Source organism: Trichodesmium erythraeum IMS101, from assembly GCF_000014265.1.
GTDB classification, from domain to species: Bacteria; Cyanobacteriota; Cyanobacteriia; order Cyanobacteriales; family Microcoleaceae; genus Trichodesmium; species Trichodesmium erythraeum.
In genome coordinates this window covers 3,774,240-3,799,158 of the sequence record NC_008312.1, presented here as the reverse complement: position 1 = coordinate 3,799,158, position 24,919 = coordinate 3,774,240, and the positions used below count along the sequence as shown (strand labels likewise).

The 24,919-nt window shown below is 34.4% G+C and carries 19 protein-coding genes, 1 tRNA gene, 1 pseudogene and 1 riboswitch; of the genes and pseudogenes, 11 read left to right on the top strand and 10 right to left on the bottom strand.

The window, feature by feature from the left end:
* Window positions 1–3 precede the first annotated feature (3 nt).
* Entirely contained in the window at window positions 4–249 is a 246-nt protein-coding gene (locus TERY_RS11780; RefSeq protein ID WP_011612044.1) for a hypothetical protein, read from the top strand.
* Between the two features lie 338 nt (window positions 250–587).
* On the opposite strand, the gene TERY_RS11775 is transcribed toward TERY_RS11780, so the two are convergent.
* The gene (locus tag TERY_RS11775) at window positions 588–1,988 is read right to left on the bottom strand and encodes a hypothetical protein (RefSeq protein ID WP_011612043.1); all 1,401 of its coding nucleotides are present in this window, start codon (window positions 1,986–1,988) and stop codon (window positions 588–590) included.
* Between the two features lie 464 nt (window positions 1,989–2,452).
* A complete protein-coding gene (locus TERY_RS11770) occupies window positions 2,453–2,938 on the bottom strand; it encodes a hypothetical protein (RefSeq protein ID WP_011612042.1) in 486 nt (161 codons plus the stop codon).
* A gap of 894 nt (window positions 2,939–3,832) precedes the next feature.
* Between TERY_RS11770 and TERY_RS36835 the strand changes: the two genes are divergently transcribed.
* From TERY_RS36835 to TERY_RS11750, 5 genes are all read left to right on the top strand, one after another.
* Entirely contained in the window at window positions 3,833–4,000 is a 168-nt protein-coding gene (locus TERY_RS36835; protein WP_370497117.1) for a hypothetical protein, read from the top strand.
* Window positions 4,001–4,021: 21 nt separating this feature from the next.
* A complete protein-coding gene (locus tag TERY_RS36830) occupies window positions 4,022–4,249 on the top strand; it encodes a hypothetical protein (RefSeq protein WP_011612041.1) in 228 nt (75 codons plus the stop codon).
* Between the two features lie 487 nt (window positions 4,250–4,736).
* Window positions 4,737–5,399, top strand: coding sequence for an HAD-IA family hydrolase (locus TERY_RS11760; protein WP_011612040.1), 663 nt, complete (start codon window positions 4,737–4,739; stop codon window positions 5,397–5,399).
* A 1,105-nt stretch (window positions 5,400–6,504) separates the two neighbouring features.
* Window positions 6,505–6,601, top strand: a riboswitch (TPP riboswitch).
* A 7-nt stretch (window positions 6,602–6,608) separates the two neighbouring features.
* Complete coding sequence (gene thiC / locus TERY_RS11755) at window positions 6,609–8,069, top strand: phosphomethylpyrimidine synthase ThiC (protein WP_011612039.1); 1,461 nt, start codon at window positions 6,609–6,611, stop codon at window positions 8,067–8,069.
* A gap of 1,463 nt (window positions 8,070–9,532) precedes the next feature.
* The gene (locus tag TERY_RS11750; protein WP_011612038.1) at window positions 9,533–9,754 is read left to right on the top strand and encodes a DUF4327 family protein; all 222 of its coding nucleotides are present in this window, start codon (window positions 9,533–9,535) and stop codon (window positions 9,752–9,754) included.
* A 543-nt stretch (window positions 9,755–10,297) separates the two neighbouring features.
* On the opposite strand, the gene pyrE is transcribed toward TERY_RS11750, so the two are convergent.
* Window positions 10,298–10,924, bottom strand: a complete 627-nt coding sequence (pyrE, locus tag TERY_RS11745) for an orotate phosphoribosyltransferase (RefSeq protein ID WP_011612037.1) — start codon at window positions 10,922–10,924, stop codon at window positions 10,298–10,300.
* A gap of 571 nt (window positions 10,925–11,495) precedes the next feature.
* Between pyrE and TERY_RS36825 the strand changes: the two genes are divergently transcribed.
* Window positions 11,496–11,603, top strand: a complete 108-nt coding sequence (locus TERY_RS36825) for a hypothetical protein (RefSeq protein ID WP_370497113.1) — start codon at window positions 11,496–11,498, stop codon at window positions 11,601–11,603.
* A gap of 471 nt (window positions 11,604–12,074) precedes the next feature.
* Window positions 12,075–12,476, top strand: a complete 402-nt coding sequence (locus tag TERY_RS11740; RefSeq protein ID WP_011612036.1) for a hypothetical protein — start codon at window positions 12,075–12,077, stop codon at window positions 12,474–12,476.
* A gap of 747 nt (window positions 12,477–13,223) precedes the next feature.
* On the opposite strand, the gene TERY_RS11735 is transcribed toward TERY_RS11740, so the two are convergent.
* A tRNA-Arg gene (locus TERY_RS11735) sits at window positions 13,224–13,296 on the bottom strand.
* A gap of 348 nt (window positions 13,297–13,644) precedes the next feature.
* On the opposite strand from TERY_RS11735, the gene TERY_RS11730 reads away from it, so the two are divergent.
* Complete coding sequence (locus TERY_RS11730; RefSeq protein WP_011612035.1) at window positions 13,645–14,961, top strand: hypothetical protein; 1,317 nt, start codon at window positions 13,645–13,647, stop codon at window positions 14,959–14,961.
* A gap of 451 nt (window positions 14,962–15,412) precedes the next feature.
* Here TERY_RS11730 and cobS read toward each other — a convergent pair whose 3' ends face one another.
* Window positions 15,413–16,177, bottom strand: a complete 765-nt coding sequence (gene cobS, locus TERY_RS11725; RefSeq protein ID WP_011612034.1) for an adenosylcobinamide-GDP ribazoletransferase — start codon at window positions 16,175–16,177, stop codon at window positions 15,413–15,415.
* Between the two features lie 688 nt (window positions 16,178–16,865).
* Between cobS and TERY_RS11720 the strand changes: the two genes are divergently transcribed.
* Complete coding sequence (locus TERY_RS11720) at window positions 16,866–17,312, top strand: hypothetical protein (RefSeq protein ID WP_011612033.1); 447 nt, start codon at window positions 16,866–16,868, stop codon at window positions 17,310–17,312.
* 272 nt (window positions 17,313–17,584) lie between these two features.
* Window positions 17,585–18,688: a tRNA guanosine(34) transglycosylase Tgt gene (gene tgt, locus TERY_RS11715; RefSeq protein WP_011612032.1), complete on the top strand. Its 1,104-nt coding sequence runs from the start codon at window positions 17,585–17,587 to the stop codon at window positions 18,686–18,688.
* Between the two features lie 502 nt (window positions 18,689–19,190).
* Here the strand turns inward: tgt and TERY_RS11710 are convergent.
* The 5 genes and pseudogenes from TERY_RS11710 to TERY_RS11690 all read right to left on the bottom strand — a co-directional run.
* Window positions 19,191–20,018: pseudogene (locus tag TERY_RS11710) on the bottom strand (FAD-binding protein); the annotation flags it as partial.
* A 119-nt stretch (window positions 20,019–20,137) separates the two neighbouring features.
* Window positions 20,138–20,953 carry an SDR family NAD(P)-dependent oxidoreductase gene (locus TERY_RS11705; protein WP_011612029.1) on the bottom strand — a complete coding sequence of 272 codons (816 nt, stop codon included), beginning with the start codon at window positions 20,951–20,953 and terminating at the stop codon, window positions 20,138–20,140.
* A gap of 266 nt (window positions 20,954–21,219) precedes the next feature.
* On the bottom strand, window positions 21,220–21,963 hold the full coding sequence (locus TERY_RS11700) for an isochorismatase family protein (protein WP_011612028.1): 744 nt from the start codon (window positions 21,961–21,963) through the stop codon (window positions 21,220–21,222).
* Between the two features lie 277 nt (window positions 21,964–22,240).
* Window positions 22,241–23,356 carry a TauD/TfdA family dioxygenase gene (locus tag TERY_RS11695; protein ID WP_011612027.1) on the bottom strand — a complete coding sequence of 372 codons (1,116 nt, stop codon included), beginning with the start codon at window positions 23,354–23,356 and terminating at the stop codon, window positions 22,241–22,243.
* 153 nt (window positions 23,357–23,509) lie between these two features.
* Complete coding sequence (locus tag TERY_RS11690; protein ID WP_011612026.1) at window positions 23,510–24,910, bottom strand: hypothetical protein; 1,401 nt, start codon at window positions 24,908–24,910, stop codon at window positions 23,510–23,512.
* Window positions 24,911–24,919 lie beyond the last annotated feature (9 nt).

Sequence of the window (24,919 nt, the reverse complement as noted above, 5' to 3'; positions counted from 1 at the left end):
GATGTGGATAATTGGGATGTTATACTTTCCTGTGATGGAAAAATCCAGAATTATCAAGATTTAGCAAGAGCATTAACAGGAAATTATCAGGGAGCAGTTGAGGATTTTCAAGTATTAGTAGAATCCATAAAAGATGAGGATGAAAAAGCAAAACTTGAGGGTTGGATAGAGACTTTGAAAAAAGGAGAAAATCCCTTTAATTCTGAAGTATTGGAGGAGCTGAAAAATAATAGACGAATTTATGGTTAGACAGCATTAATTACTATCTATCAAAAGTATTTAATAATCCGTCGTAAGCCACCATTATAGAACAACATATTATGGTTAGGAAACTGATGCAGCATACTTCAGACTTATGAGGCACGCCCACGGGAGCAAGATGCCCGGACTAGATAACTTTTACCATTTATTATGTAAATCATTTGCCCCAAATATGCCGTAAATTCTCAAACTCATTTAAAGACTAATTTTAACCCTTAACCTTTAACCTTTAACCTCTAACTTTTAACCTCTAACTTACCTCCTTGGGGGGAAAAAAATTTAGCTTAACCATTGCCTTTTAACCCTTAAATTTTAACCCCCAACTTCTACGATCGCTTTAATATATACTTTCTCAAAAGCCAAATTAACAAACTAACAAAGAAAACTAAGGTTATATTATATACAAACGTATTTTGACAAAGAAAAAACCTATCATTAAAAATAGACTTACATTCCGTAGCCGCATTATCTCCTGTTAAACCAGCAATAGCAACTCCTGTAGCTACCACACTAATTAACCCTTTAAAATCGCGATCTACCTTAGCCCTTTCTATTTCTGTTTGGCTACGAATAGCATTAATATTATTCTCTAATAACCTCAAACCTAACTCAAAACTTTCTAAATATTCTTTAATTTGCCAAAGATACTTATCTTTAACCAACTTGCTAAAATCATCCAAAAAATCAATATTAGTTCGAGAACCAGGCACCTTTTCAGTAGCATTTTTAGAAATAGTTTTTAATCTTTTCTCATAATTACTTAAATTAATTTGTATTGTAACCTTTTGAAACTGAAGATTATTCATATTATTCGTGTATTGATTCATAATAACCTGAACTTTCCTCAGAATAGAACCAATTTCCTCCAACCTATTAACCTTACCATTCCCTTCAGTAACCTTTTCTTCTATAGACCCAGTTATAGAATAAACTTTAGCAAACATTTTCTTAGCTTTATTGATTAAAACAGAACCTTGACCATAAGCCCAAATAATTTTGTGATGGTAATATAATAAGGACATCCAGTCCGTATATAACTCACTTAAAATCTCGAAACTTTCTTTATCTGGATAAATAGCAACAATAACATGTTTATTTTGCACAAAAATAGAATTTTCTTTCTCTCCTAACTTAACTACCTCCTCCTTAAAACCCTTGTCAGAATACTCAAAAATTGTAGCACCAATAAACTCACCTTTCTTGTGAAACTTAACTTCTTCTTTTGTATTAGGAAAAATAGCTTTGTAAGACTCTTGAGCAATTTGTTCTATTTCTGCTGAAGTTATTTCCGAGAAATTAGGTAAGTAAGTAGACAACATCCAAGTCTGACCTAATGTAGCTTTATTATCCCCTAACTTTCGTTGAATTCTTTCCTTTAACTCAGCAAAATATTCTGGAGTTTTTTCCTGAGAACCATTAACTTCAGCAACCTCCAATAACAGTCCATAACTATCTCCTAACCGTACTGGATAGTAATAACCATTCTCTATAGGAGTATCAGGATCTAAAGGAGCATAAATATCCTTAAGAAGTTGAATATATCCAACCTCTTGCTTCTGCCTTTGGTCGAGATCCTTTCCGTCTTCTTTTAACCTTTCCTGAACAGTTTCATCGAACTTTTGATAAAAATATTCGCGTTTTTCCCCTATACTTTTTTCATTATCACTCAGACTATTTCTTAAGTCATAGAGAAATAAGTCAATGGTAGGATTAATAATATTGAGCATTTCAGTTATTAGTTATTAGTATTTCCGACTTGAGCTAGAGGCTTAAAAACTAGAAAATTCCTTTTCATTTATCAAACTTTATGTTCAGAAAAAAGTTGATAAAACATAGCTCCTACAAACAGAGAACAAAAGTTTTCATCCCCCACCTTTCTAGGGAATAGAATTACCATTTCTCAAAAACTTTTCCACCTATATCTTCAGGAGAATAACCCATTCCTAAAAATTCTCAGGAGGAGAAATAAGAAAATCAAAGAGTAGGGAAAAAACAAACACTTATAAAATTCACATTAACTAAAACCAAGACAGCAAAAAAGTTATTTACTTTCTGTCTAAATCAAAAATTAATGCAATCTATAGAAATTGGCACTAAACCAAATCATATCCATAAAAAGCTAGTTTTTCCAAATCATTCTAACACTCTTACCCCCTGCTGAGAACCTTCTGCTTTCCATAATAATTAGAAATTATTTATTCTTCGACCTATTTGGACGAATCAAATTTAATAGCCGCTCCAACTTGCTAGATTTTTTTACTATTTCTTTTGCTATTTCTGATGGCTCTGGCGATGATAAAACCTGCATAGACATATTAGTAATTTCTTCTTCACTTGTTAGATCAGAAGAATTAGGCTTAATAATAGGACGGGTATGTTTCAGAGCAGCCGCCGGAATAACTGCTTCTAATTCTTCTTGAGTGGGAATAAAATCATAAATATTATCAACCTCATCTAACTTAGATTTAAAGTCCTGAAAGATTGTACTTAAAGACGAATTTTCATTAATTATTCCCATTAAATTAGACTCAATATCTGTTTCCCAAGCAGTAGGTTTAACAAATAGTTGTTCAGCAATAACATAGAGAGCATCTTTAGCCTCAGAACCTAAAGAATTCTCTAACTCTCCGATAGCTAATAACGTAGATAATAAGAACTTATCCTTTGAATAATTCATCTAAATTCTCCTTTATTTATAACTTATTTTTTTTTATTTTCAGATAATTTTAGTTATTGAACTTATTAATTTCCTCTGTGAACTTTAACATATCTATATCTGACTTTCATAAATAGGAAAACCTGCTTTAATAATTCAACTATTCATTAGACACTTAAACTTACTCCTCCAAAAACAAAAGCCACCCTATTTCTTACTTCACAACCAGTATTCATAGTAACTATTCTCAAGACTTACAATAAATAAACTCTCAAGCCTTCCCTTTTTATTAAAATTACTCCTCCAAAAATAAAAGTCACCCTATTTATTATTTTACACCCAGTATTTATCCTAACTATTCTCAAGATTTATAATAAATAAACCCTCAAGTCTTCCCTTTCTATTTTTAGAAGGTAGCTCTGGGTAAGTCCTATAACTAATAATTAATAACTGAAATTCACCAGACAAAAAACCAAATTGACCTACCACCACCTTTTCGCGATCATACTCAACTACCAGATGAGGACAGCACCCATGTAAAAAATTTCCAAGAACATCCCCAAAGTATCCTCCTAACTAACTCTATCCAACCTATTTTACAACAGCAACATCCAGATAAAAATTATCCTATTGGCCAAGATAGTAGTATCAGCGAAAAACTGACCCCCCAGAAAAAAGGTCAGAAGCGCCGAACTAGTTTTATATTCCTAACGTCCCACCACTGTTAAATGGTGAAATTCGTCCTATTATCTATGGCGAGAATATATGGCACCTTTAGTTTATCTAGAATTTGCCAGTGAAGACGGAACAGAATAGTTAGAAAAAACGTCATTCTGATTTTCCCAGGATGGTGAAACAACAAGACCAGGAAAACTTTGGGTATATAAACGTATTATCAAAATATCTTATTGCGGAGTGTATATCATCACAACTGGCCACTTAGAAATATATCATTTGGTGGGTGGCTCTTGTCGCCAGCCTCCTAATGACCCGGGTCACTATTTAACTGAGTCCCTAGGAATAGAACTGGGAATATGTCAGGGCTCCTATAAAAATCAAACTCTATCATGGTTACCTTGGTAGGACCCTGAACGGAACCTGTTATTGACAGGAGCAGAAAGAGTAAAAGTAGAAAAATCTCGTGGCGATCGCTTGGCTCACATAGCAGAACCAGAACGCCAACAGGCAGAGCCGGAACGCCAACGGGCAGAAAAAGCAGAACAAACACGAAGAAATGCTATTCCTAAATTATTAGCAACAGGAATAACTGTCGAACAAGTAGCACAAATTCTTAGTTTAACAGTTGAAGAAGTGAGGGAAATTTCTGGTTGAAAGTAAATATTATGACCATCCTGGCTCTATCTTTGATAAACCTGTGGGATGATATTAAGTTCAGTTTATTCTGTCATAGCGATCGCTTCCACTAGAAGTAGTTTGCTCAACAATGAAAAAACTCTTAACCTATAACTTTTTCTACTAGTAGCGATCGCTTATTTGTTAAGTTTCGTCCCTCAACCCCACCTACAGCTATAATTTTTAACTTTTGACTTTTAATTTTTAATTTTTAATTTTTAACTTAAAATTTGACTGGCAGCGATCGCTTATTTGTTGGGTTTCGTCCCTAAACCCACCTACCAGTCTTTTGGCTTTAAAATTTTAACTTTTGACTTATATCCCTACCAATAGACGTTATTCTTGCAGATAAGTCAAAAATATGTTAATTGAATATAGAAAAGACATTCATAAAGATTTATAACGCATCGAATTTTAAATTCAAACCGCCAAAGTAAATACAACTTATCAATAAAAATAAATTAAAATGCTCAAAGCAATTTTGTTTGACCTTGATGGCACCCTAGCAAACACAGACCCCTTGCATTACCAGACCTGGAAAGAAATTTTAGATAATCACGGAATACCAATTAATCATAACTCTTACAAACAATATATTAGTGGTAGAACTAACCCAGAAATTATTCAAGATTTACTGCCAAAACTATCAACTACAGAAGCAGAAGAACTAGCAGACTATAAAGAAGTTAAATTTCGAGAAATGGCTAAAAACTTGCAGCCATTAACAGGATTATTAGACTTAATTGAATGGATTAAAAACCAAAAACTCCAGAAAGCCGTAGTAACAAATGCACCACCAGAAAACGCTAAATTTATGCTCGAAGTTTTAAAGCTAAAAGATACATTTCCATTAGTAATATTAGGTGGAGAAATGACTGTAGGCAAACCCGACCCAGCACCTTATAAATTATGTTTAGAAAAACTAGCAATTTCCCCAGAAGAGGCAATTGTTTTTGAAGATTCCCGTTCTGGAGTTAAATCAGCAGTAGGAGCAGGAATTTATACAATAGGAGTTGCTTCTACCCACGAACCTAAATCTTTATTAGAAATAGGAGCCAGTATTGTGATTAATGATTTTAGTGATCATAAACTAGAGGAAACTTTAAATAATTGGAATATTTATCGGTAAAAAAAAATCAAATTTTCACCTAAGAATTTAGCTTTCATCTATCAAATATTAATTGATAGTTAGACGAACAAAGAAAAGCATATATAATCAGAGCCACAGTACCAAAGCGATTAGCTTATTTTTGTGACTAAAACAATCAATATAAATAGCAATCCAGTAGTGTAATTTATACCCTTTAACAAAAATTAAATCATCTATTCAAAAGTAATCCCTTAATACCCTTAATACTTTTTCAGATTTTTTCATGCCTAAAACTTTAACCCTACAGTAATTTCATTAAATTACACAGAATTAAAGCTAATAAAAATATTTGGAGTAAGAGGAAAAAAAATTAGATTAAAAGAAAAGAAATCATCAAAAATTTTAAAAATAAAAAGTAAATTGAACAATATATCTATCACAAATATTTCCCAGAACCATTTATATAAGTAAATAAAATATACTGATATTTCTCTCCCACAAACCAGGTTTCTGGCAACATTCCAAAGCAAGCAGATTTGATCTAAAATTTCAATTATTAAATAATAATATAAAATCAATAACTTTTTGACTCTCTTGAGCTAAATTAATGTTAATTATTTTTATGTTATGCAGACGTCCTTATGAAACATCCCCAACTCTACTGATCTAATCTAATCCCCTACTTTTCTACTCAATAAAATGTAGAAAAGTTTTCAGAAATGGTATTAGTATTAATGCTCAATATCTGGATGCGATCTGAAGTCCGTTAAAAAAAATGGAGTCAGCATCTACAAAATATTACCAGTAATATTTGGTATTAAGTAGGTGCACACAAAAAATAGTTGACTTGAGGTAAATGTACATTTTGTTATATAGCAACAAAGTTTAACCCCTATCTACTTATAAAGATAATATCAAAATCAGCCTCATTAAGGTGGTACTAAAAATATCCATTAGTGTAGTAGAAATAACGAAAAATTCGGCGTAGAATAGGGCACAAAAAAATATTTACTTCACGGTTTATACCATATGAATCTGCTGTAAATAATTAACTTTTTTAGCTTTTAACTTTTGATTTTTGGATTTTAACTTTTGACTTTTACTACACTTCACCACCAAATCAAAAAAAAAGTGCTATAGTAACCCACTAAGCTAGGGGTGCCTAAAATATTTAGGCTGAGAAATACCCTTAGAACCTGAGACTGGTTAATACCAGCGGAGGGAAGCTGTTTATTTAAGGAAAAAAATATGCGGACAGAATGGATCGCCAAACGTAGTGGACACAAAAATGTCTCTCAGATGCACTACGGTCGTCAGGGAATCATCACTGAAGAAATGAACTTTGTGGCCCAACGAGAAAATCTTCCTGCTGAGTTAATTCGTGCAGAAGTAGCAAGGGGACGAATGATTATCCCTGCGAATATTAACCACACTAACCTTGAACCAATGTGTATTGGAATTGCTTCTCGGTGTAAAGTTAATGCCAACATTGGCGCCTCTCCCAATACTTCTGATATTACTAAGGAAGTTGATAAACTAAAACTATCCATTAAATATGGTGCAGATACCGTGATGGACTTATCCACAGGTGGCGGTAACTTGGATGAAATTAGAACTGCTATTATCAACGCTTCCCCAGTACCTATCGGAACAGTACCAGTATACCAAGCAGTAGAAAGCGTTCATGGCAGAATAGAAAATCTGACTGCTGATGACTTTCTTCATGTTATTGAAAAGCATGCTCAACAAGGGGTAGACTATCAAACCATCCACGCCGGAATTTTAATTGAACATCTACCTCTAGTCAGAAGCCGTATCACTGGTATAGTTTCCCGTGGCGGTGGAATTATCGCCAAGTGGATGCTCCACCATCACAAACAAAATCCTCTTTATACTCATTTTGACGATATTATTGAAATCTTCAAAAAATATGATGTTTCCTTTAGTTTAGGAGATTCTCTACGACCCGGTTGTACCCATGATGCTTCTGATGAAGCCCAACTAGCAGAATTAAAAACATTAGGTCAGTTAACTCGCCGTGCCTGGGGACATGAAGTTCAAGTTATGGTAGAAGGTCCTGGTCATGTACCAATGGACCAAATTGAGTTTAATGTGAAAAAACAAATGGAAGAGTGTTCAAGTCCTCCTTTGAATGCTTTGGATCTAGATCCCTTAGCATCCAACGCCAATGAACAGATGGAAAAGTTTAATGTTCTAGGTCCAGCTCCTTTCTATGTTTTAGGTCCATTAGTCACAGATATTGCTCCTGGTTATGATCATATTACTTCTGCTATTGGTGCAGCAATGGCGGGATGGTATGGTACAGCAATGTTATGTTACGTTACTCCGAAAGAACATTTAGGTTTGCCTAACGCTGAGGATGTCAGAAATGGACTCATTGCTTATAAAATTGCAGCCCATGCAGCAGATATTGGTCGGCATCGTCAGGGAGCGAGGGATAGAGATGATGAACTTTCTGCTGCTCGTTACAATTTTGATTGGAACCGTCAATTTGAGTTATCTTTAGATCCAGAGCGAGCCAAAGAATATCACGATGAAACTTTGCCTGCGGATATCTATAAAACTGCTGAATTTTGTTCTATGTGCGGACCAAAATTCTGTCCGATGCAAACTAAGGTTGATGCTGACGCTTTGACAGAATTAGAGAAGTTTTTAGCCAAGGAAAAAGAAGTTGTAACTCAAAGTTAATAGACATATTAATTTTAAAATAATTAGGGTGGGGTAGAAAACAATTAATATTTGGGTTTAATTGTTAATCTTTGTATTTTGTGTGTTCCTGCTTTCTGGAAAAACTGTTTCAGAAATACTCCATGGAATTGATGAATCCTAAAAATCTAAATCTTTCTATCCCACCTATTCTAATTTGTTAAGTTATGCCTTACTAAGGAACTCCTAAAACCCTTTTTTTTAAGTGGGGTTATGGGGAGGTATTGGTAGGGTTTTTTTATTCTCTAACCTAACCATTTTCGTTTAGTAATTAATACAAATCCGCTTATTACAGGGCGCTTATTCCATCGCCAAATTCAATATATGGCAAAGAATTCAACTTTTTTTGTTTGATAAAAAAATTTCAGACACAAGTTATTGCAGCATTTTTTAATGGATAAAATTCAAAACTATTAGATGTTGATAGGTAAGCATTCAATAACTGAATACTTACATTAATAAAGAAAAAAATAGATACAATAAGCCTTCAATTTTCCTGGTTAGGCGATCGCCTTTTTAAATATATTTACTATTGGAAAATATCCATTTAATCGAAAATTTATAACTTATCTGTTTTGTCAAGTTTGATTTTAAGAAAGACGTTGATCAAGCAGAACTTTGAAAGTAGAGATGTTGGAAAGTATTGTAAGTTAATGATGGGAGAGAGGATGGGAAAAGAGGGGATAAAGAAAGAGAAAAAGTTACTAAAGTTTGCTAATTTTTCAATTTCAAAATGTCATTAAAATCTGAGTAAATATTTGCTTCAGTTAGCTTAAATAAAAACAATTCCTAAATTTCTCTTCAAAGGTAATTGATAAACTTGGCTAATTTGAAACTTTAATAGAGTGAGCAACTCAAAACTTTTCTCCTCGTAGTAGAGAGGTAAGGAGTGACTATTTCATTACAGCACTTACCACGGCCTATGAGGTAAACATTTAGGGTGCAAGATGGCCATATAACAAGAGTTTTACTATTCACCCCTTGTACATCTGATACCATGGCCGATCCTATATGGTACGGTACTATTTGCTTTCCGTGACCAAGCTAGCGATCGCTACCCTTTTGTCTTTGTTAACTCAAAAGCTTGAATAGTCTACTAATAACTGATAAAGCTCTAAAAGTATCTCAGTTTTTAAAGCCAAACCTATTAAATTTACCAAAAATAATTTTTTTAAAACGTCAAAGTAGCTACATCAGAAGCAAAATATTTCTGAGATAATTATTTACATTGGTTTTTTTAGAGCTGCAAGTACACGAAACTAATTCTATATCTATACAAGCTCAATTTTTTACCTTCTTATAAGATCCCAGAAAATGAGAATAGGTAAATAATTTTATAGTGGTACTTATGATTGAAATTCTTTACAAAAATATTCACTCTAAAGTGCTAGTTGTGTTAAAATAACTAATTCTATTTAACAATATCTACTATAGGAAAAAAATCAATGGTTCAAGCCACTATCTACTCCCTTGATGCTATTAAGGATGAAGTCCAAGAATTATTAAGAAAAGAACTTATTAGTCGTCATCAATCTATTGATACTCTTCGTTCGTACATTCATCATCGAGATTGGGATGAAGTTGAGTCAGAATTAGAAAGAAATGATTTTCTTGCTAGAGACCGCATTACTGACTTGATAGGTAAAGAAGAATGGCGAGAAGATTAATGGATAAATCTAAGTCTAGTTTCTCATACACTCATATTTAATCCAATCAATTCATCTAGTTCTAGAGCTTTTTTAATATACTCTAGAACTATAACTTTTTTGACTAAATTTAGGTTTTTTGCTATTTCTTAGCAATTAGACTCTAGAAAAGCAATAAAAATAACCAGATAAATCACAGAGTTTAGTTAACAATAAAATTCATCTACAAATAATATTTATAAAAATAAAATTCAAGCATAAGAAAGTTTTTTATTCATTGGTATAAGATAAGGTTTCACTAAAACAGCCTTAGATTTTTTTAGTAAATTTTTGAGAAAATATTCAAGATTTCCTGAATTTTATATCTTATTCATTGAGGTTATTTCTTCTGAATTCTAAGTACCTGCTAATAAACCGTAAATAAGTTGATTGTTTTAATAATCACATTTTTTTTAGTAAGTAAATTTCTCTCAATAAAAATGTAAAATAAATAAGCAATCAATTATCATAACTCAACTAATTTTCTCTCATAAAAACTAGCATTATGAGTTTTTCAAATCTGCTTTAGTCGTCATTTTTATCATTAATATTTTTGAGATTTTCTTGTAATTCTGAGACAGTAAATATTGACTTAAAATAAATACCTTCTTTTTGATAAAATTCTTGAGCACCTTGTTGTCTATCAACAAGAGAAAAAATATGATTAACCTGATAACCTGCCTCTCGCAGTCGATGAACTGCCATCATTGCTGATGCTCCAGTTGTCACGACATCTTCTAAAACAACTACTTTGGCATTATCATCTAATCTTGGCCCTTCAATGTAAGACATTGTACCATGTCCTTTAGCTTGTTTGCGGATAATTAAAGCTGGTATAGGACGATTTTCATAAGCAGATACCACACTAACAGCAGTGACAATTGGATCAGCACCTAATGTTAAACCAGCTACTCCTTGAGTATCTTCAGGTAACATAGACAAGATTAATCTGCCAATTATCAGAGCTCCTAGGGGATGAAGAGTAACGTACTTACCATTTATATAATAGGAGCTACTTTGCCCAGAGGATAATATAAAGTCTCCCTCACGATAAGCTAATGTACTTAAAAGATCAAGTAATTGTTGTCTAATAGTTGTTATATCAGTAGTAGCCAAAGATGATGAATTTAGAGATTTAATTTGGTTTGTCATATCAAGTGCAACATTTAAGTATAACCTGTTGGCCACTAAGCCTTTAATTAGGATATAAATGGCTGTTCCAAGTCAATATATGAGGACAACCTCGACTTGTGAATAATTCTTATTACCTTATAGCTGCAATTTCTATTGCCTTATTGTTAGGTTGACAGCTTAGCATGCCACGGGGTAGAGACTGAATATCAATCTTCAAAGCTGGTCTAAATGGGGTCAAAGCTCTAACTACCAAATGAGTGAGACTGTTAAAAGAGACTGACAAGTGGACGAAGTAGTGCTACAAGCAAAAGCCCTAATACATAAATGGTTAGCCCAGGTAGGATTTAGAACTAAAACCAGAAAAAACTAAAGTTGCCCACACCAATTGAAGTACATGAAGGAAATAAACTCGGGTTTGATTTCTTAATATTCACTATCAGGAAATGAAAAGTTAAGTCAACTAAATAAGGATTTAAGATACAGATAAAATCATCCACTGAGAGTATAAAAACTCACTATCGGAAAAATTGCAGAAGTATGTAATGGATATAAAACTACCCCAGTAAAGGCTTGAATAGCTAAATTAAACGTGATAATAAGAGGATGGGCTAACTACTTTTGTACCTTAGTCAGCAAAATGGGTGAAAGAGAAGTATTTTTATTCTGTCACAAACACCCGAAACTAGGTATTAAATGACAAAGAATAAAGAATTATACTAAGCCTACACTTAGATTTAGGTATTATAAGCCATGTCAAAATAAAAGGCAATAAATCCCATTATGAGGATGATTGGAACGATTGGAGCAATAGAATCGGTAAATATCTAGGCATAAGGAAAGAAATAACGGTTATATTAAAATAACAAAAGAACAGATGGGCAGTGTCTGCTAGTAAAAAAAACTTACCGAACAATTTGGTTTAAAGCTTTCCACCTTTTTTTTTGGGGGAGGCTTTTTGCTGTAGTTATAGAGTGAAAAATGCTCTGTGGTATTTAAATGCTCTAAAAAAAAGTGAGTAGCTAACTGATTAAGGATAGTTAGGTACAATTTAATACTAATCTAATCTCTATTCCCTATTTCCCAAAATACTAACGATAAACTTTTTCTTGAGAATCTCCCTGCTATAATATCAACAATTTAGCAATAATCTATGTCGTAATTAGAGTTTATGGCCATAAATTGGAAAAGTTTCAGTGGCACTATTATTTTTTGTGCGATCGCGAACCTAACATCTATCCAGGTTGCTCAAGGAGAACATCTAGAAGATACTGCTGGTACATATCAACCTTTTGCAGAACAGTTTAATCGAGCAACTCAAAGACGTTCTGGTAACTTTTTTAGAAAAAGAAACCTATTGCATCAGATAGGTCGTTATTTTGGTATTCCTAAGTATCCAGAGCAAGCTATTGAGAGTGATGATACTCGAATTAACCAATTATATATAGATGAACAAAGACGACAATTTTCTAGTACCCCAGTTATTCGAACTCCAGATATAATTAATCCCTATAATCAATCTGTACTAACAGCTCCTCCCTCTGAGTCAACGCCTACTTTTGGTGGTAATTAGTTCTTTGGGGGTTGGGGAGTAAGAAGTAGTTCTAGTAGTTACGAGGAATAATGATAACCAGTGAAAGGGGATGAATATTTATAATTTATATTATTTATATTAGATTATGCAACGCCATTCTTTTTCTTCTAAAAAAGTTATCTAGATTTTCTGAGTTAGGAAGATTTGGTCTAGGAATGGGTAGCTTGTAAATGTAGTAATGTTTATAAGTAAACTCTTTTCATTCTCAGGAGTCTAACTGCAAAAAATCATTACTTGTACACCAAACTAGCTAGGAATTTAGTGTCTGTGGTTTTACAGCTTACAGATACTTGTTTGTTGAGCATCAGAAGGTAAGCGCTGCTATTAAATCTGAAAATTATATACAAGCTTCAGTTTAAGTTTAAATTAATTTCAAGCCTAATCTTAAAGAGAAGTTTTATACTACGGTAAGTAGTAATTTTTGAAGTACTGAGGCAGAATCGAAAGTCTATCCAATTAGGTGTCAGTCAGTTTAGCTAAGTTTAGTAAAATCTTGAGATAATCATGATATACTTCCACAAAAGATTCTCAAACCTTTACTCAACCTTTATAAAAATTGGCATTTTGGGAAATATCTATTAGATAACTAGAATTTACGGATTTATATGACTTGTTTCTAGAATAGATAAATCTTTGTTTTTAACAAAGGCACTGGAAGGGCACTGGAAAAAATAGTGTTTCTAAGTTTGCCCTGGTAAGTTATATTACAAAAATGATCTGAGAAAACGAGCACGGAGGGATTTGAACCCCCGACACCCAGAACCGGAATCTGGTGCTCTATCCACTGAGCTACGCGCCCTTAGTAAGGTTATGATTAACTGTAGCATTTTTAGTCTCAAATTGGCAATACTTAAATTATTTTTCTTGTAGGATTATTTCTATGAGCTCTACAATACACTTCAAACAAAAAAAATGGTTTTCTGGCATTTGTTGCTTAAAGTTTTTCTATGCACAAACTAAAACTATTAGACTATAACTCTGTTTTTAAGGTGTGTTTATGGTCTAGATAGGTAGTTTTTTAGATGGGTTAAAGGTTTTTTTGCTTTTATGATCTAGACAATAATATAAAGTGGTCTGCTTATTTACAAGACTTTAAGCCCCATTTTTCGGTAAAATTGTCACTGTATAATTTGACTTTAAAAAACCCATGGAAATAACTGACCATAACTTATTACCTAAACTAGAGTCCTTATCAAAAAATTTTTCTAATTTAGGTATTCGCCTCTCCCTAGCAGCTAAAGAACTACAAAATAGAGGTACTCCTCCTTTAGAAAGTTTACTGGAAGAACTGATGGACTACAGTAAAAATTTTACGGACCTGAAAGACCAGGGACTAAAATTGGCACAAAAATCTCAAGTTTCTACTGGGGTAATATCTTCTTTGACAGAGTTAGAACACTTAATTAAAACAGTTATAGAAACTGCAGAATTATCAATAAATCAACCAGCTTTAGATATTCTTCATCAAATTTTGGCGATCGCTCACGAAGAACAACCAGAATTTCCTCCTTTAGAATTAGTTAAAGCACAAGCTCAGGAATTATATCAAACAATTTCTCAGACAAAATCTGAAAAATTATCTGATGATGCTCAAGCTTTAATAGAAAATAGACACCCACTTTCAGGAGTATTAAAACTTGTGAAACAGGGGAAAAATTTAGATGACGAAGAGTGGTTAGAATGGGAGGAAAAAGTTAACGCAGCTTTTGACAAAAAACTAACCTTAGCAATATCAAGAGGAAAACTGACAATTTCTAATGCCCCCTTAGGCAAAAAATCTAGAATCATATTACCTACACTGGAAGAATTAGAGCGAGATGAAAATCTTGGTAGTCAACCAACTGCTTTACAAAAGCCAACTACTAAAAATTTATCGCCTTTAATAGTTGTACCATCTGGTGGTGGTGAATCTAATCAAACACTTATTGATGATCCAGATATAATGATTTTAGAAGATTCTACATCAGCAAAATCTCTAGAGGAACTTATTATTGTTCCTGGTGTAGAAATGCCTCAAAATTCTTCTAAAACTCAAAGACCAATAGGAGTGTCTGTAGGATTAAAAGTTATAGTTCATATACAAAATCTGGGCGATCGCTCATTTGCTGCTAGAGAATATGCAGGTACTCGCGGTCAAAGTTTCCGTGTGGAAGCTTTTCAAGTTAATATAGAGCCTCCTATTGCTGGATTAAATTTGGAATATATGGCTAATATCGGTGGAGTTGGCGATACTCCTTGGTTAGAAGCTGGAAAATTAGCTGGAGAACGTGGAAAAGCTCGTCGACTAGAAGGATTTGCTATGCGGCTTACAGGTGATAAAGCTAGCAGTTATGATGTATTTTACACAGCTCATGTGCAAAATATGGGAGATTTGCCAGTTTATTCAAATGGTCAATATTGTGGTACTCGCAATAAATCTCTAAGGGTAGAGGGAATTAAAGTTTGGATAGAATTTAAGAGTTAACACTTAGGGCTCAGTATTTAGACTTTTTTAAGATGGCAGAAACAGGATAACTATTCCTCTAAATATTCTGCCTATTTTGTTTGTAAGCTTGAAGGAAATGATCATTTTATATTAATAGAGTTGTTGGATATAGAGGATAAAATAATTCAAGAATAAATTGAGAAGAAAAATACTAAATATAGAATAAGCTTTAAAAGAAGATGATTGAAAATAGCATTCACACTGATTAAACTGTGAAGTATTTGAATCTAAGGAGTGAAGTATTTTTATTGAGTGTATGAGCAAATATTGCTGGAAAAACATTGTGGACAGTTATAGGAGTTGAAGAAACATTTTTAAATTTATGGGTTGAAAATACAGGAGGTTCCGACCTGAGCAGTTTTTTTCAAATTGTGATAGTTTTGTTTAGGGTAAGTTTTCTGTTCAAATTTTTTCACAAAAACCCAATCCTTTATTCTAAAGTAACTACAACGCATAGTAATAATGCTTCTGTCCATTCAACTACAGCGCCGTAAGTGTCGCCAGTATGACCGCCCAAATAACGGTTAAACCAAGCACCTGTTAGTAGAGCGATCGCTATTCCTCCTATTGCCATTCCACAAGCTACCAACCAATTTTGAGGATCTAATAAAGTAAGAATTCCACTCATAAGCAGTAATAAGAGTATTCCTAGTAAAAAATCCAAAATAGAATATTTTGCTTTTTTGTGAAATGCTCCTTTTCCAGTAGGTTTAAGATAGGGGTAACAAGCGATCGCTACTAACTGACCCCATCTCCCCCAACCTGCTATTCCCATTAGTATTAAAAGGCGATCGCTGTCTAAATCTGTTAAAGCTGTAATTTTGATGAGTAGTAGAGCGATCGCTGCCATTGCACCAAAAGCTCCTGTAGCGCTATCTGTCATTACTTCGAGTCTTCGTTTTTTTTCTGGTACCGCTAACCCATCAGCAGCATCCATTACCCCATCCAAATGTAAACCGCCAGTTAAAGCAATTCCAGATATAATCACTACAGTTGATCTAGTGAGTACAGGCATTCCTAAAGAATGTAATCCTATATCTACTAAACCTTGAATACCTCCAAGTATCAATCCGATCAATGGAGCTAAACGAGCAATACCGTGAAAATCTAAATTCCAATCATGGGGAATTGGTAAACAGGTGTAAAAAGCAATTCCAGCCATGAACTTGGCAAGAGTTTCTCTAATTAGTTGCATCAATATTTACCGTCGCAAATTTATGATTTATGATCCTGAAGTTGGTTGAAGACTCGCCCTCTTCTATAAGGGAGCCTCATAGCGGGAAAACCGATCAACCAAATCAGTTTTGACAAGTTTTATACTATTTTACTCAAAAATTTGGTTTAAAGCCTCGCCTATAGCCGTAGGACTTTTTAATTGTATTTTTTTTTAACATATGTTATAATTATATTTAATAGCTAATGTTAGGTAAAAATAGAATTAGTTGTTGATTAATGGTTCAGGTGTCAAGTGTCAGGTGTCAGATTTAAAAATTAAATTGATAACACCTTGCTCACTAATCCATTAATTTGTGGCCAGATATTTGATCTATAACTAATTATCCAAACATGATCTTAAGTTGACAAAATAAATTTTCTATAGTAAAGAATATTTGGCTAATTGTTAACATTAAATTTATAATCTGTGCAAAAATTTGAAGAATGATACTAAAGGATATATAGCCAAACTCAAAAGTTAAAAGTTAAAAGTAATCTCTGACTAGGTTTCGGGATTTAGCAATGTTTTAAACTCAATTCGTAGTGCTTGTTATTGATTCATATTCAGAGAAACTGTGCCAAAATTGGAACAGGAATAGCAATATCTTACAACTGAGAATAAAAAAATTGTTCTGATAACTGTCTACTAAATTAGAGGCTTTTGCTATATGAGTTCCAACAATTTTGACCACAAGGTATCTGCACCTTGCATAATTGACAATGGCATTATTGTCAACAAACGTGATATGCAAAGACTATTAATAGATTTAGGCAGAGTTAAGTACATCCATACTCAAGATGGCCAAATTCAAAGCCAAGGAGAAGGATATATACTAGAAGTATTTGCCGATCATCAACGGTCAACTTTAATTGCAAATCACTCAATATATTTGAATGTATTTAGTTTTGACTACCTAGAACTGAGGAGGTCCCCATGTCAAGAAACTTATTTTAATTTTTTTAATGAAGGACGTCAGTTAAGGCTAATTCCGCTATCAAACCCCTTGCAAGAAGAAAATAGCAGAAACATTAATGCTGCAGCTTTTGATGCAGTAATGGATCAAGTCTTGTCATCTAACTGGGATCTAGAGTTAGATGATGATTGCCCATTTTAAGGAGAAAGGAAAAATATAAGGGATAGGAGATGTTTATTGAACTAAGAAGGGGCGAAAGCGCGAAGTTAAATTCTTGCTATTGTAAATTTAAGAGAGGTAAGAATATCTGAAGCGCCCTGGTGAAGTAAGATTAAAATCAGAAGGAGCAAAGGTACAAAGGGTTGAAGGCGTGAAGGCGCGAAGTTAAAATCAAATTTTGGCTCTGACTAAATTTCTCATTCTAGAGAAAATAGGTGAAATTTTCTCGCTTACTAAAATCTAAGATCGATCTTATGTCCCAAAACTTTTCCTTTAATTCTCAGGCTCGTTGTAGCTATACAAAAGCTCGTGCAGGTATTTTTATAACTCCTCATGGGAGTATAAATACACCTAGATTTATGCCTGTGGGAACCTTGGCAAATGTAAAAACTCTCACACCTGCTCAGTTAGAGGCGGCAGGTGCGCAGATGATCTTGGCAAATACTTATCATCTTCACTTACAACCAGGAGAAAGTATTGTTGCTGGTGCTGGTGGGTTACATAAATTTATGGCTTGGAATAGGCCAATATTAACTGACTCTGGAGGATTTCAGGTATTTAGCTTAGGAGATATCCGAACTATTAGCGAAGCAGGAGTTAAGTTTCGCTCTCCTCATGATGGTAGCATGATTGATTTAACTCCAGAACGCTCGATCCAAATTCAGAATGAATTGGGAGGGGATGTAATTATGGCTTTTGATGAGTGTCCACCTTATCCAGCGAGTTGGGAAGAGGTGGAGTTGGCAACAAATCGCACTTATCGATGGTTGCAGCGTTGCATAGAGGCTCATCAACGTCAGGATCAAGCTTTGTTTGGTATTGTTCAAGGTGGTGTTTATCCTGAACTTCGTTCTATAGCAGCAAGGCAGTTGGTAGATTTGGATCTGCCTGGTTATGCTATTGGTGGGGTAAGTGTAGGAGAACCAGGCGAGTTAATAGATCATATTGTGAAGGTGACAACTCCTTTCTTGCCAGAGGATAAGCCTCGTTATTTGATGGGAGTTGGCACTTATAGGGAAATGGTACGGGCGATCGCTGAGGGTATAGATTTATTTGATTGTGTGATTCCTACTCGTTTGGGGCGACATGGGGCAGCATTAGTGAGGGGTGAGAGGTGGAATTTGAAGAATGCTAGGTTTAAGGAAGATTTTAGACCACTTGATGAGTTTTGTCCTTGTTATTGTTGTCAAAATTTTAGTCGAGCTTATCTGAGTCATTTGGTTAGAGCAAAGGAAGCTTTGGGTTATACTCTTTTGTCTTTGCATAATGTTACAGAATTGATTAGTTTTACCCAACGTATTCGGGATGCTATTTTGAAAGATAGGTTTATTACGGAGTTTGGTAGTTGGCTAAGATAGTTGAAGTGAGATTCAAAACCATAATCAAAGACTTTGGAAATTACGGTTTGGTTTTAGCCTTGTCAAGTAGTAAAATTAACCACCAGGACTTACACAAAAAAGCAGTCAAAAATAGGCTCAAATATATATAACCAGAGGCTTTTACTTGAAAAAGGTATGATTCCTTTATCACCAAGGGTTCTAGTCTCTTTTAGATTTTTGATGCAATTTCCTTGTCTACAGTGACTTTCAAGCATTTTTCTGCCCCAAAAAATGTGTAAGTCTTACTACTCAGTTCAAAAAAATGTACCAACGGAAAATTATTCATAGAAATTGGGCTTTTCTAAGCAACTCCATAGGTAAAGATATCAAAACTCTAACTAATGAAGAAGAGGGTAGAAAAAAAAGTTTAGTAGGTAGATGCCAAAAAGGAAAGTGCCAGTTTTTCGGTGCAAAAAGCTAGTATTTTGGGCTGACTATGGCCTCAAATTCAGGGGTTGCTGAATCAAGGGATAAATTCTATTAGTCCGGGAATTGAAGTCTGACTCATTAGATCGCAAGCCACTCCACCCATCCAATAATGAGCAGCAGGAGCAACCGGAATAGGTTCTTGAAAAACATCAATACCCCATTTTTGACAGACATTGATAATATTGGGAAATCTGTCGCGAACGCGGTCTGAGTCAATGGCTCGCAAGTCCAAATAAACATGAGCATTGGTAGGCTTGGTAGCAGTTTTGTGCAAATGATGGAAAATAGCTCTACTGACAACATCTCTAGGAGCTAACTCTCCAGCCGGATGATACTCAAAGGCAAAGCGGTTTCCCTTATTGTCTATTAGGTGCGCTCCTTCTCCACGAACAGCTTCACTAATGAGAAAACGAGGTGCTCCTGGTTTAATTAAGGCAGTAGGATGAAATTGGAAAAATTCCAAATCTCGCAAAACTGCCCCGGCACGCCACGCTATAGCAATTCCATTCCCCGTACTCACCTCAGGATTAGTAGTTTGGGCAAATATTTGACCGCCTCCACCTGTTGCCAAAACTACTACAGAGGATTTTAAACATTGGATTTTACTTTCGTGAAGAAGACTAATACCTTGAACCCGAGCCTTTTGTGTGGCTAACCACAAATTTAATGCTACTGCCTGGGAAATTATCTAAATATTTGGACGTTCTTGAGCTTCAATAACGAGTGTATCAATAATAGCTCTACCTGTGGTATCTGCTGAATGAAGTACCCGGGGATGAGAGTGAGCAGCTTCGAGAGTCATTGCCAGTTTTTTTCCTTTGCGGTCGAAGGCAACTCCCATTTCTACTAGATGAGCGATCGCCTTGGCAGCATTCTCCATATTATTAGTCATTGACTTTCAATAACAGGACTTACGCAAAGACACTATCTAGAAAAACCAGGAAATAGAATCAAGCCAACTTCACTAAGAATATGCGCTATATCAGAATAAGTCAAAGTTTAGATCAAGCACTCATCAACTTTAGTTAGCGCCATCTGACGCTGCCATTTTTCTTTGATGGTCTGATAATCATTGTAATATTCTTCTGGATTAAATCCTGGCAATATTTCAAAAACATCTATTTCTTGCCATAGAGGTTGTAAACTTTCAATGACTGCCATAGATTGAAAAACAATTTTTTCTGGTTTTAACCAATATTGTTTTTCTTCATGGGTGACATTAGGACGCAACTTATTTTCATTACCTGTATCTGTGGTACTAACATTAATAAAACGTCCCCTAATTAATCCTTGCCACTCTTCTGACTTAGCTAAGTCTTTGATATATTGGCGTAAAGTATCCTTAGCATAAGTATAAGAATGCCAAAATGGGATTTTGTATTTATCACTAATGGAACCAAAACCACAAAGAGCGAGGGTTGTTTTTCTCCCTCGCTGATGTTCTTCATTAAGTTTTTCTACTAAAGGGTTGACTACGTTAACAAAAGTATGATAGTTCGATGAGAATACTTCATCATCTATTTTGTGCCGCTCCTGGTTTAGGTGTGGTAGAGACTTGAGGTCTTCGTATTTAAATTTACCTACACCATGCACCAATATTAAATCATTAACCTCACTAAGGTCTAATTGTTTGATCGCTTCCCTAGTTCTTTTTTCATCTAACAGATCGACTTTAAATTGTATAACATCGGTTGTTTCTAAATGGCTTCGGGAAAGAGCCACACATTTTGTATTTTCTTGTTTTAAAAAGTGTTTGAGGTAGCAAGATCCAACAGCGCCTCCTGCACCGGTGACAATTGCTAATTGAGTATTCATCAAATTTTTTGCCTCTATTTTTTATGTTGGTATCTTCAAAAAGAATTATATTATTTTCATTTAATAAAAGTAGGATTCAACATCTAGGTCTAAAATTTTAAAATTTTATTTCAAACGCCAAATTCTACCTTCATTTCTAACAATAAGCCCTCGGCGATAAACATTTAGAAGGGTATTTAAAACTCTCTTAAACCTTTCGGTTTATAGAAACTAGTGATTTCAACTAGGACTGCTAAAAGCTAATAGCTAGTTAAGTGAATCAGCTTCTAAAGCTTAATAGTAGAAGCAATAAATGCACCACGTTCGGCCATTGTATATAACCCTACATGATGAGATATTTTCTGTGGATGAATAGCAGTTTTGGGTAAGCCTTTCTCGGCTGCCATTTGTGCTGTCATATCAAAAGTAGCACAACCTTGATCGTATACAGCCACATCTTTTAAGGTAGGCGCTAAACCATGATTGCGTACTGACAGAATAGTAACAACAAAGTCCATGACACAGATATCAGTACAAATTCCAACTACAACAAGGGCCTCAAGCTTATTCTTATTTATCCAATCCAACAATACATTACCTTGGGTATCTATGTCAATAGAACCTATAAATCCATTAATACAATCCTTAAAAACCAATGTTGCCAGGGGGTTATCGTGTAACCATTGAAGTTCGGGAACGAGTTCTTCTTCTCCCGTACCCTTTTCACAATGTGGTGGATAAGGAGGCTCGGGTTTTCCTGGTTCATGGGTATCTAAAAAGGCTAATACAGGCCAACCTTTTTCTACAAAAGTACGAGCTAGGCGATCGCTTTCCGAGACCATTGTAGCGATTTGTTCGTTTGGCTCTTGGGGGGCTAATGGTCCAAAACCAACAGTGCAAAAACCATTAAGTACATCTACGACTATGAGTCCGGTAGGGCGATCGGCTATAATATAGGGCTGTGGATCAATAGGTAAAGCAGCTTGAATGGTTGCTAAACTAGTATCAGGAGTAGCTAGAGTTGTAGTCATATTTATTTTAATCCTTATTTTTTCAAGAGATTTTCTGTTCAAATCTCATCAGTTTTGAATCGGGAAGGACTAATTTTTTGTTAGTACTTATAGTTATTTTAATTTAGATTAAGACAAGTATTTCTTGCTATAACTCGCGTTTCAGCAGAAAAAGTTTTCCATCTCTTTTTGCAATGACTATAACTATTAAATCATAGCGTCCTTAGCCATAAACTTGGTATAGAACCCTAACCCATTCTAGGAGGAGAGATTAGGGTTGCTATATAACTTTGAAAGTCTACATAAAAAGATGTTTATTTTGATGAAAGCGCTGCCGTGCCTGCAAAAAATCCCAAGAAACACAGGCTATTTCCAGATGTCGATTACCTGTAAAAGCTTTCCGTCCATGCATAATCCTGGAGTCATTCATCAACAGAAGGTCTCCCGGTTCTAGACTAAAGCAGTATTCATAAACTGGATTTTTTACATATTGAAAGAAGGTTATGTAAGCTGCATAAAATTCCTCCATTTGATCGAATGGTAATTTCCAAGTGTAGCTGTGAGAGTTGGCAAAATTGATTCTAGTCACTTTTCCATATTCATCTAATTCTAATATAGGCTGAGTTCTGGAATAAAAGTATTGCCATTTTGTGTACACCTGTTTGAACTGGATGGGAGTTTGAGTCAAAATCTGAAAATAATCCGGATGTTGCTGACGAAAATCATCCACAACTCGAAAACCGTCTACGATCAGCGACTCCCCACCAGAAGCACTATTTTCTACACAATACAAGCTGGTGAGCAAAGGTGGAGTGTGCCAATAAGTATAGTCAGTATGGAAGCTCATCGCATTACCAGTCTCTGCTAAATCCTTTCCTTCATTTGTAGTCTTTGATGGTGCGAACAATCCGTAGTCACCGTTGTAAATTGGCCCAATGGATTCTATTGTAGCCTGCAAATCCTTGGCTGGTATATTATGGAGTACGGTGAATCCGAAAGTAAAAAGCTGCTCGAGCCACAATTCGGGATTGGATGAAAGAGCTTCCTGCAACTTTGATATATTTGCTTCTATCCAAGCTTTATCCCATAAAAATTCCTGGTTCTGAGAATTAGATTCAGAGTCTTCATTTTCATTATCCTGCTCTCCGTCATCGTAAGCGTGACTCAACAACCAAGATATTGAGAATGTACTTTTGTGAGGAGGATCTTCGTTCCAAATGATAGTCAGTTCCCCATCTTTCTCTTCTACAGATAATGGTTCAGGGCATAAAGTATGCTTCATTTCATATAGTTTCTGAAAAGAAGTTGGATGACGAGATTTTGGAGATAAGCAATTATCCCGCAACCAAACATAGTGAAAACGTTTGCCTTTGACTGTAAGAAAAGTCTTATTTAAAGTTGCTGTACTCTTCATGGAAAACTCCTATTTTTTTAGTTGTTCAAAATCAAAAAATACAAATTAATCAGAACTTATGCAGAAACTGGGTTGATGAAGTAAATCTCCTGGTTTTAATAGCAATATCAGAGGAATAAACCTGTTTTTTTTGGTTAGTTTTTGTAAATCCTATTAATTTAAATTTTGACATTCATCTATCATAATTTCCATTAATTTTGGTGGCATACGCTGATAAGATAAATCTAATTGTTGATATTCTTTCCAAAGCTTGTGATATTCATCTTTATCTAAACGCGCTTCTTGAGTGTAGCAATTAATTGCTTTCCCAGTAAATCCTTTTTCCAGACATTTTTCTAAAGCAACTTTTGTCTCTTCAATTTCACCCACACATTCAAAAGCATTATGAGCTTTTAGCCCCATTAGTTGTCGATAATAAAGCTGTAGTTCAGGTTTATCAAAAAGATTTTCTTTGTTTAAAACTTGTTCAATTTCATTTGCCTGTTCTGGAGTTAGATAAGCCATATAGGATAAATAAACATAAGCACATTTAGGACAGGATTTACACCAAGGCGGCTTAGTATTACAAGAGTAAACTAATTTTAAATCGCCTTTTTTAACTTTGTGAGCCAAAATTCGATATACTAATATATCAGAACATGGTTTTAGTAAACTAAAGACTACTAAATTACTAATAAATTCTTCTTGAATATACTTTTCATAAACTTCTTTACACTCGGTACTTTTACACCAAGCATGATTAATATTTTGATTCCCTACTGTCACCTGTTCCCTATCAGCACTTTTTTCATTGCCATAACATAATTGCGTATATTTCTCTTGCAGAATAATAGGCAAAATTCCAAACATTCCATAAGCTAAGGGTAAATCTTCATAATTTCTAATATCAGAAATTTCTAAATTTTCTACGCGATGAAGTTGAGCTGCTGGAGAATTTAGGAATGACTCAATAATGTACTGACGGTGAACTTTTTCCGGTGGATTTTTAAGTTGATAAAGATGCTGTTCATGCATTTCAAACAACTTGTTTTGATTAGCATGAGTATGTAAATTGATGCTAAAACTATCAAAAGGAATATGATTATCGTCTAAAATTATAGCCATTAACAGGCTATCTTTGCCACCACCATTGCCAACAAGTAAGGGGATTTTTCCAGGAATAATAGTTACTGCTGAATTTTTTATAAGAGTAATATCCTGATGAATAATTTTAGTTCCTTGATAATCTAAATTATTTGTTTCATAACGCCACTGTCCTAAACATTCTTCGACGCTTAAATCCCAAATATTTTGTAGATTACTTGTCCAATATTTACTATATTTTCCTAAGTCAAGGTGAGTCGGTTTTAAACTTAATATCTTTAATCCATGAAATAACAAAATATGGAAATAAATTTTCTCCATGTATTCTTGAGTATATTCTGATTCTAGCTGATGAAAGTCAACTGTTGAATACCAAAGAGTAGTTGTAAAAGTTATTTCGTTGTATTGGTAAAGCAAGGTCAAATTATGTTTTGACCGAGTACAATCAACAAGTTTTAAGACAATATTCATTCTTAATAT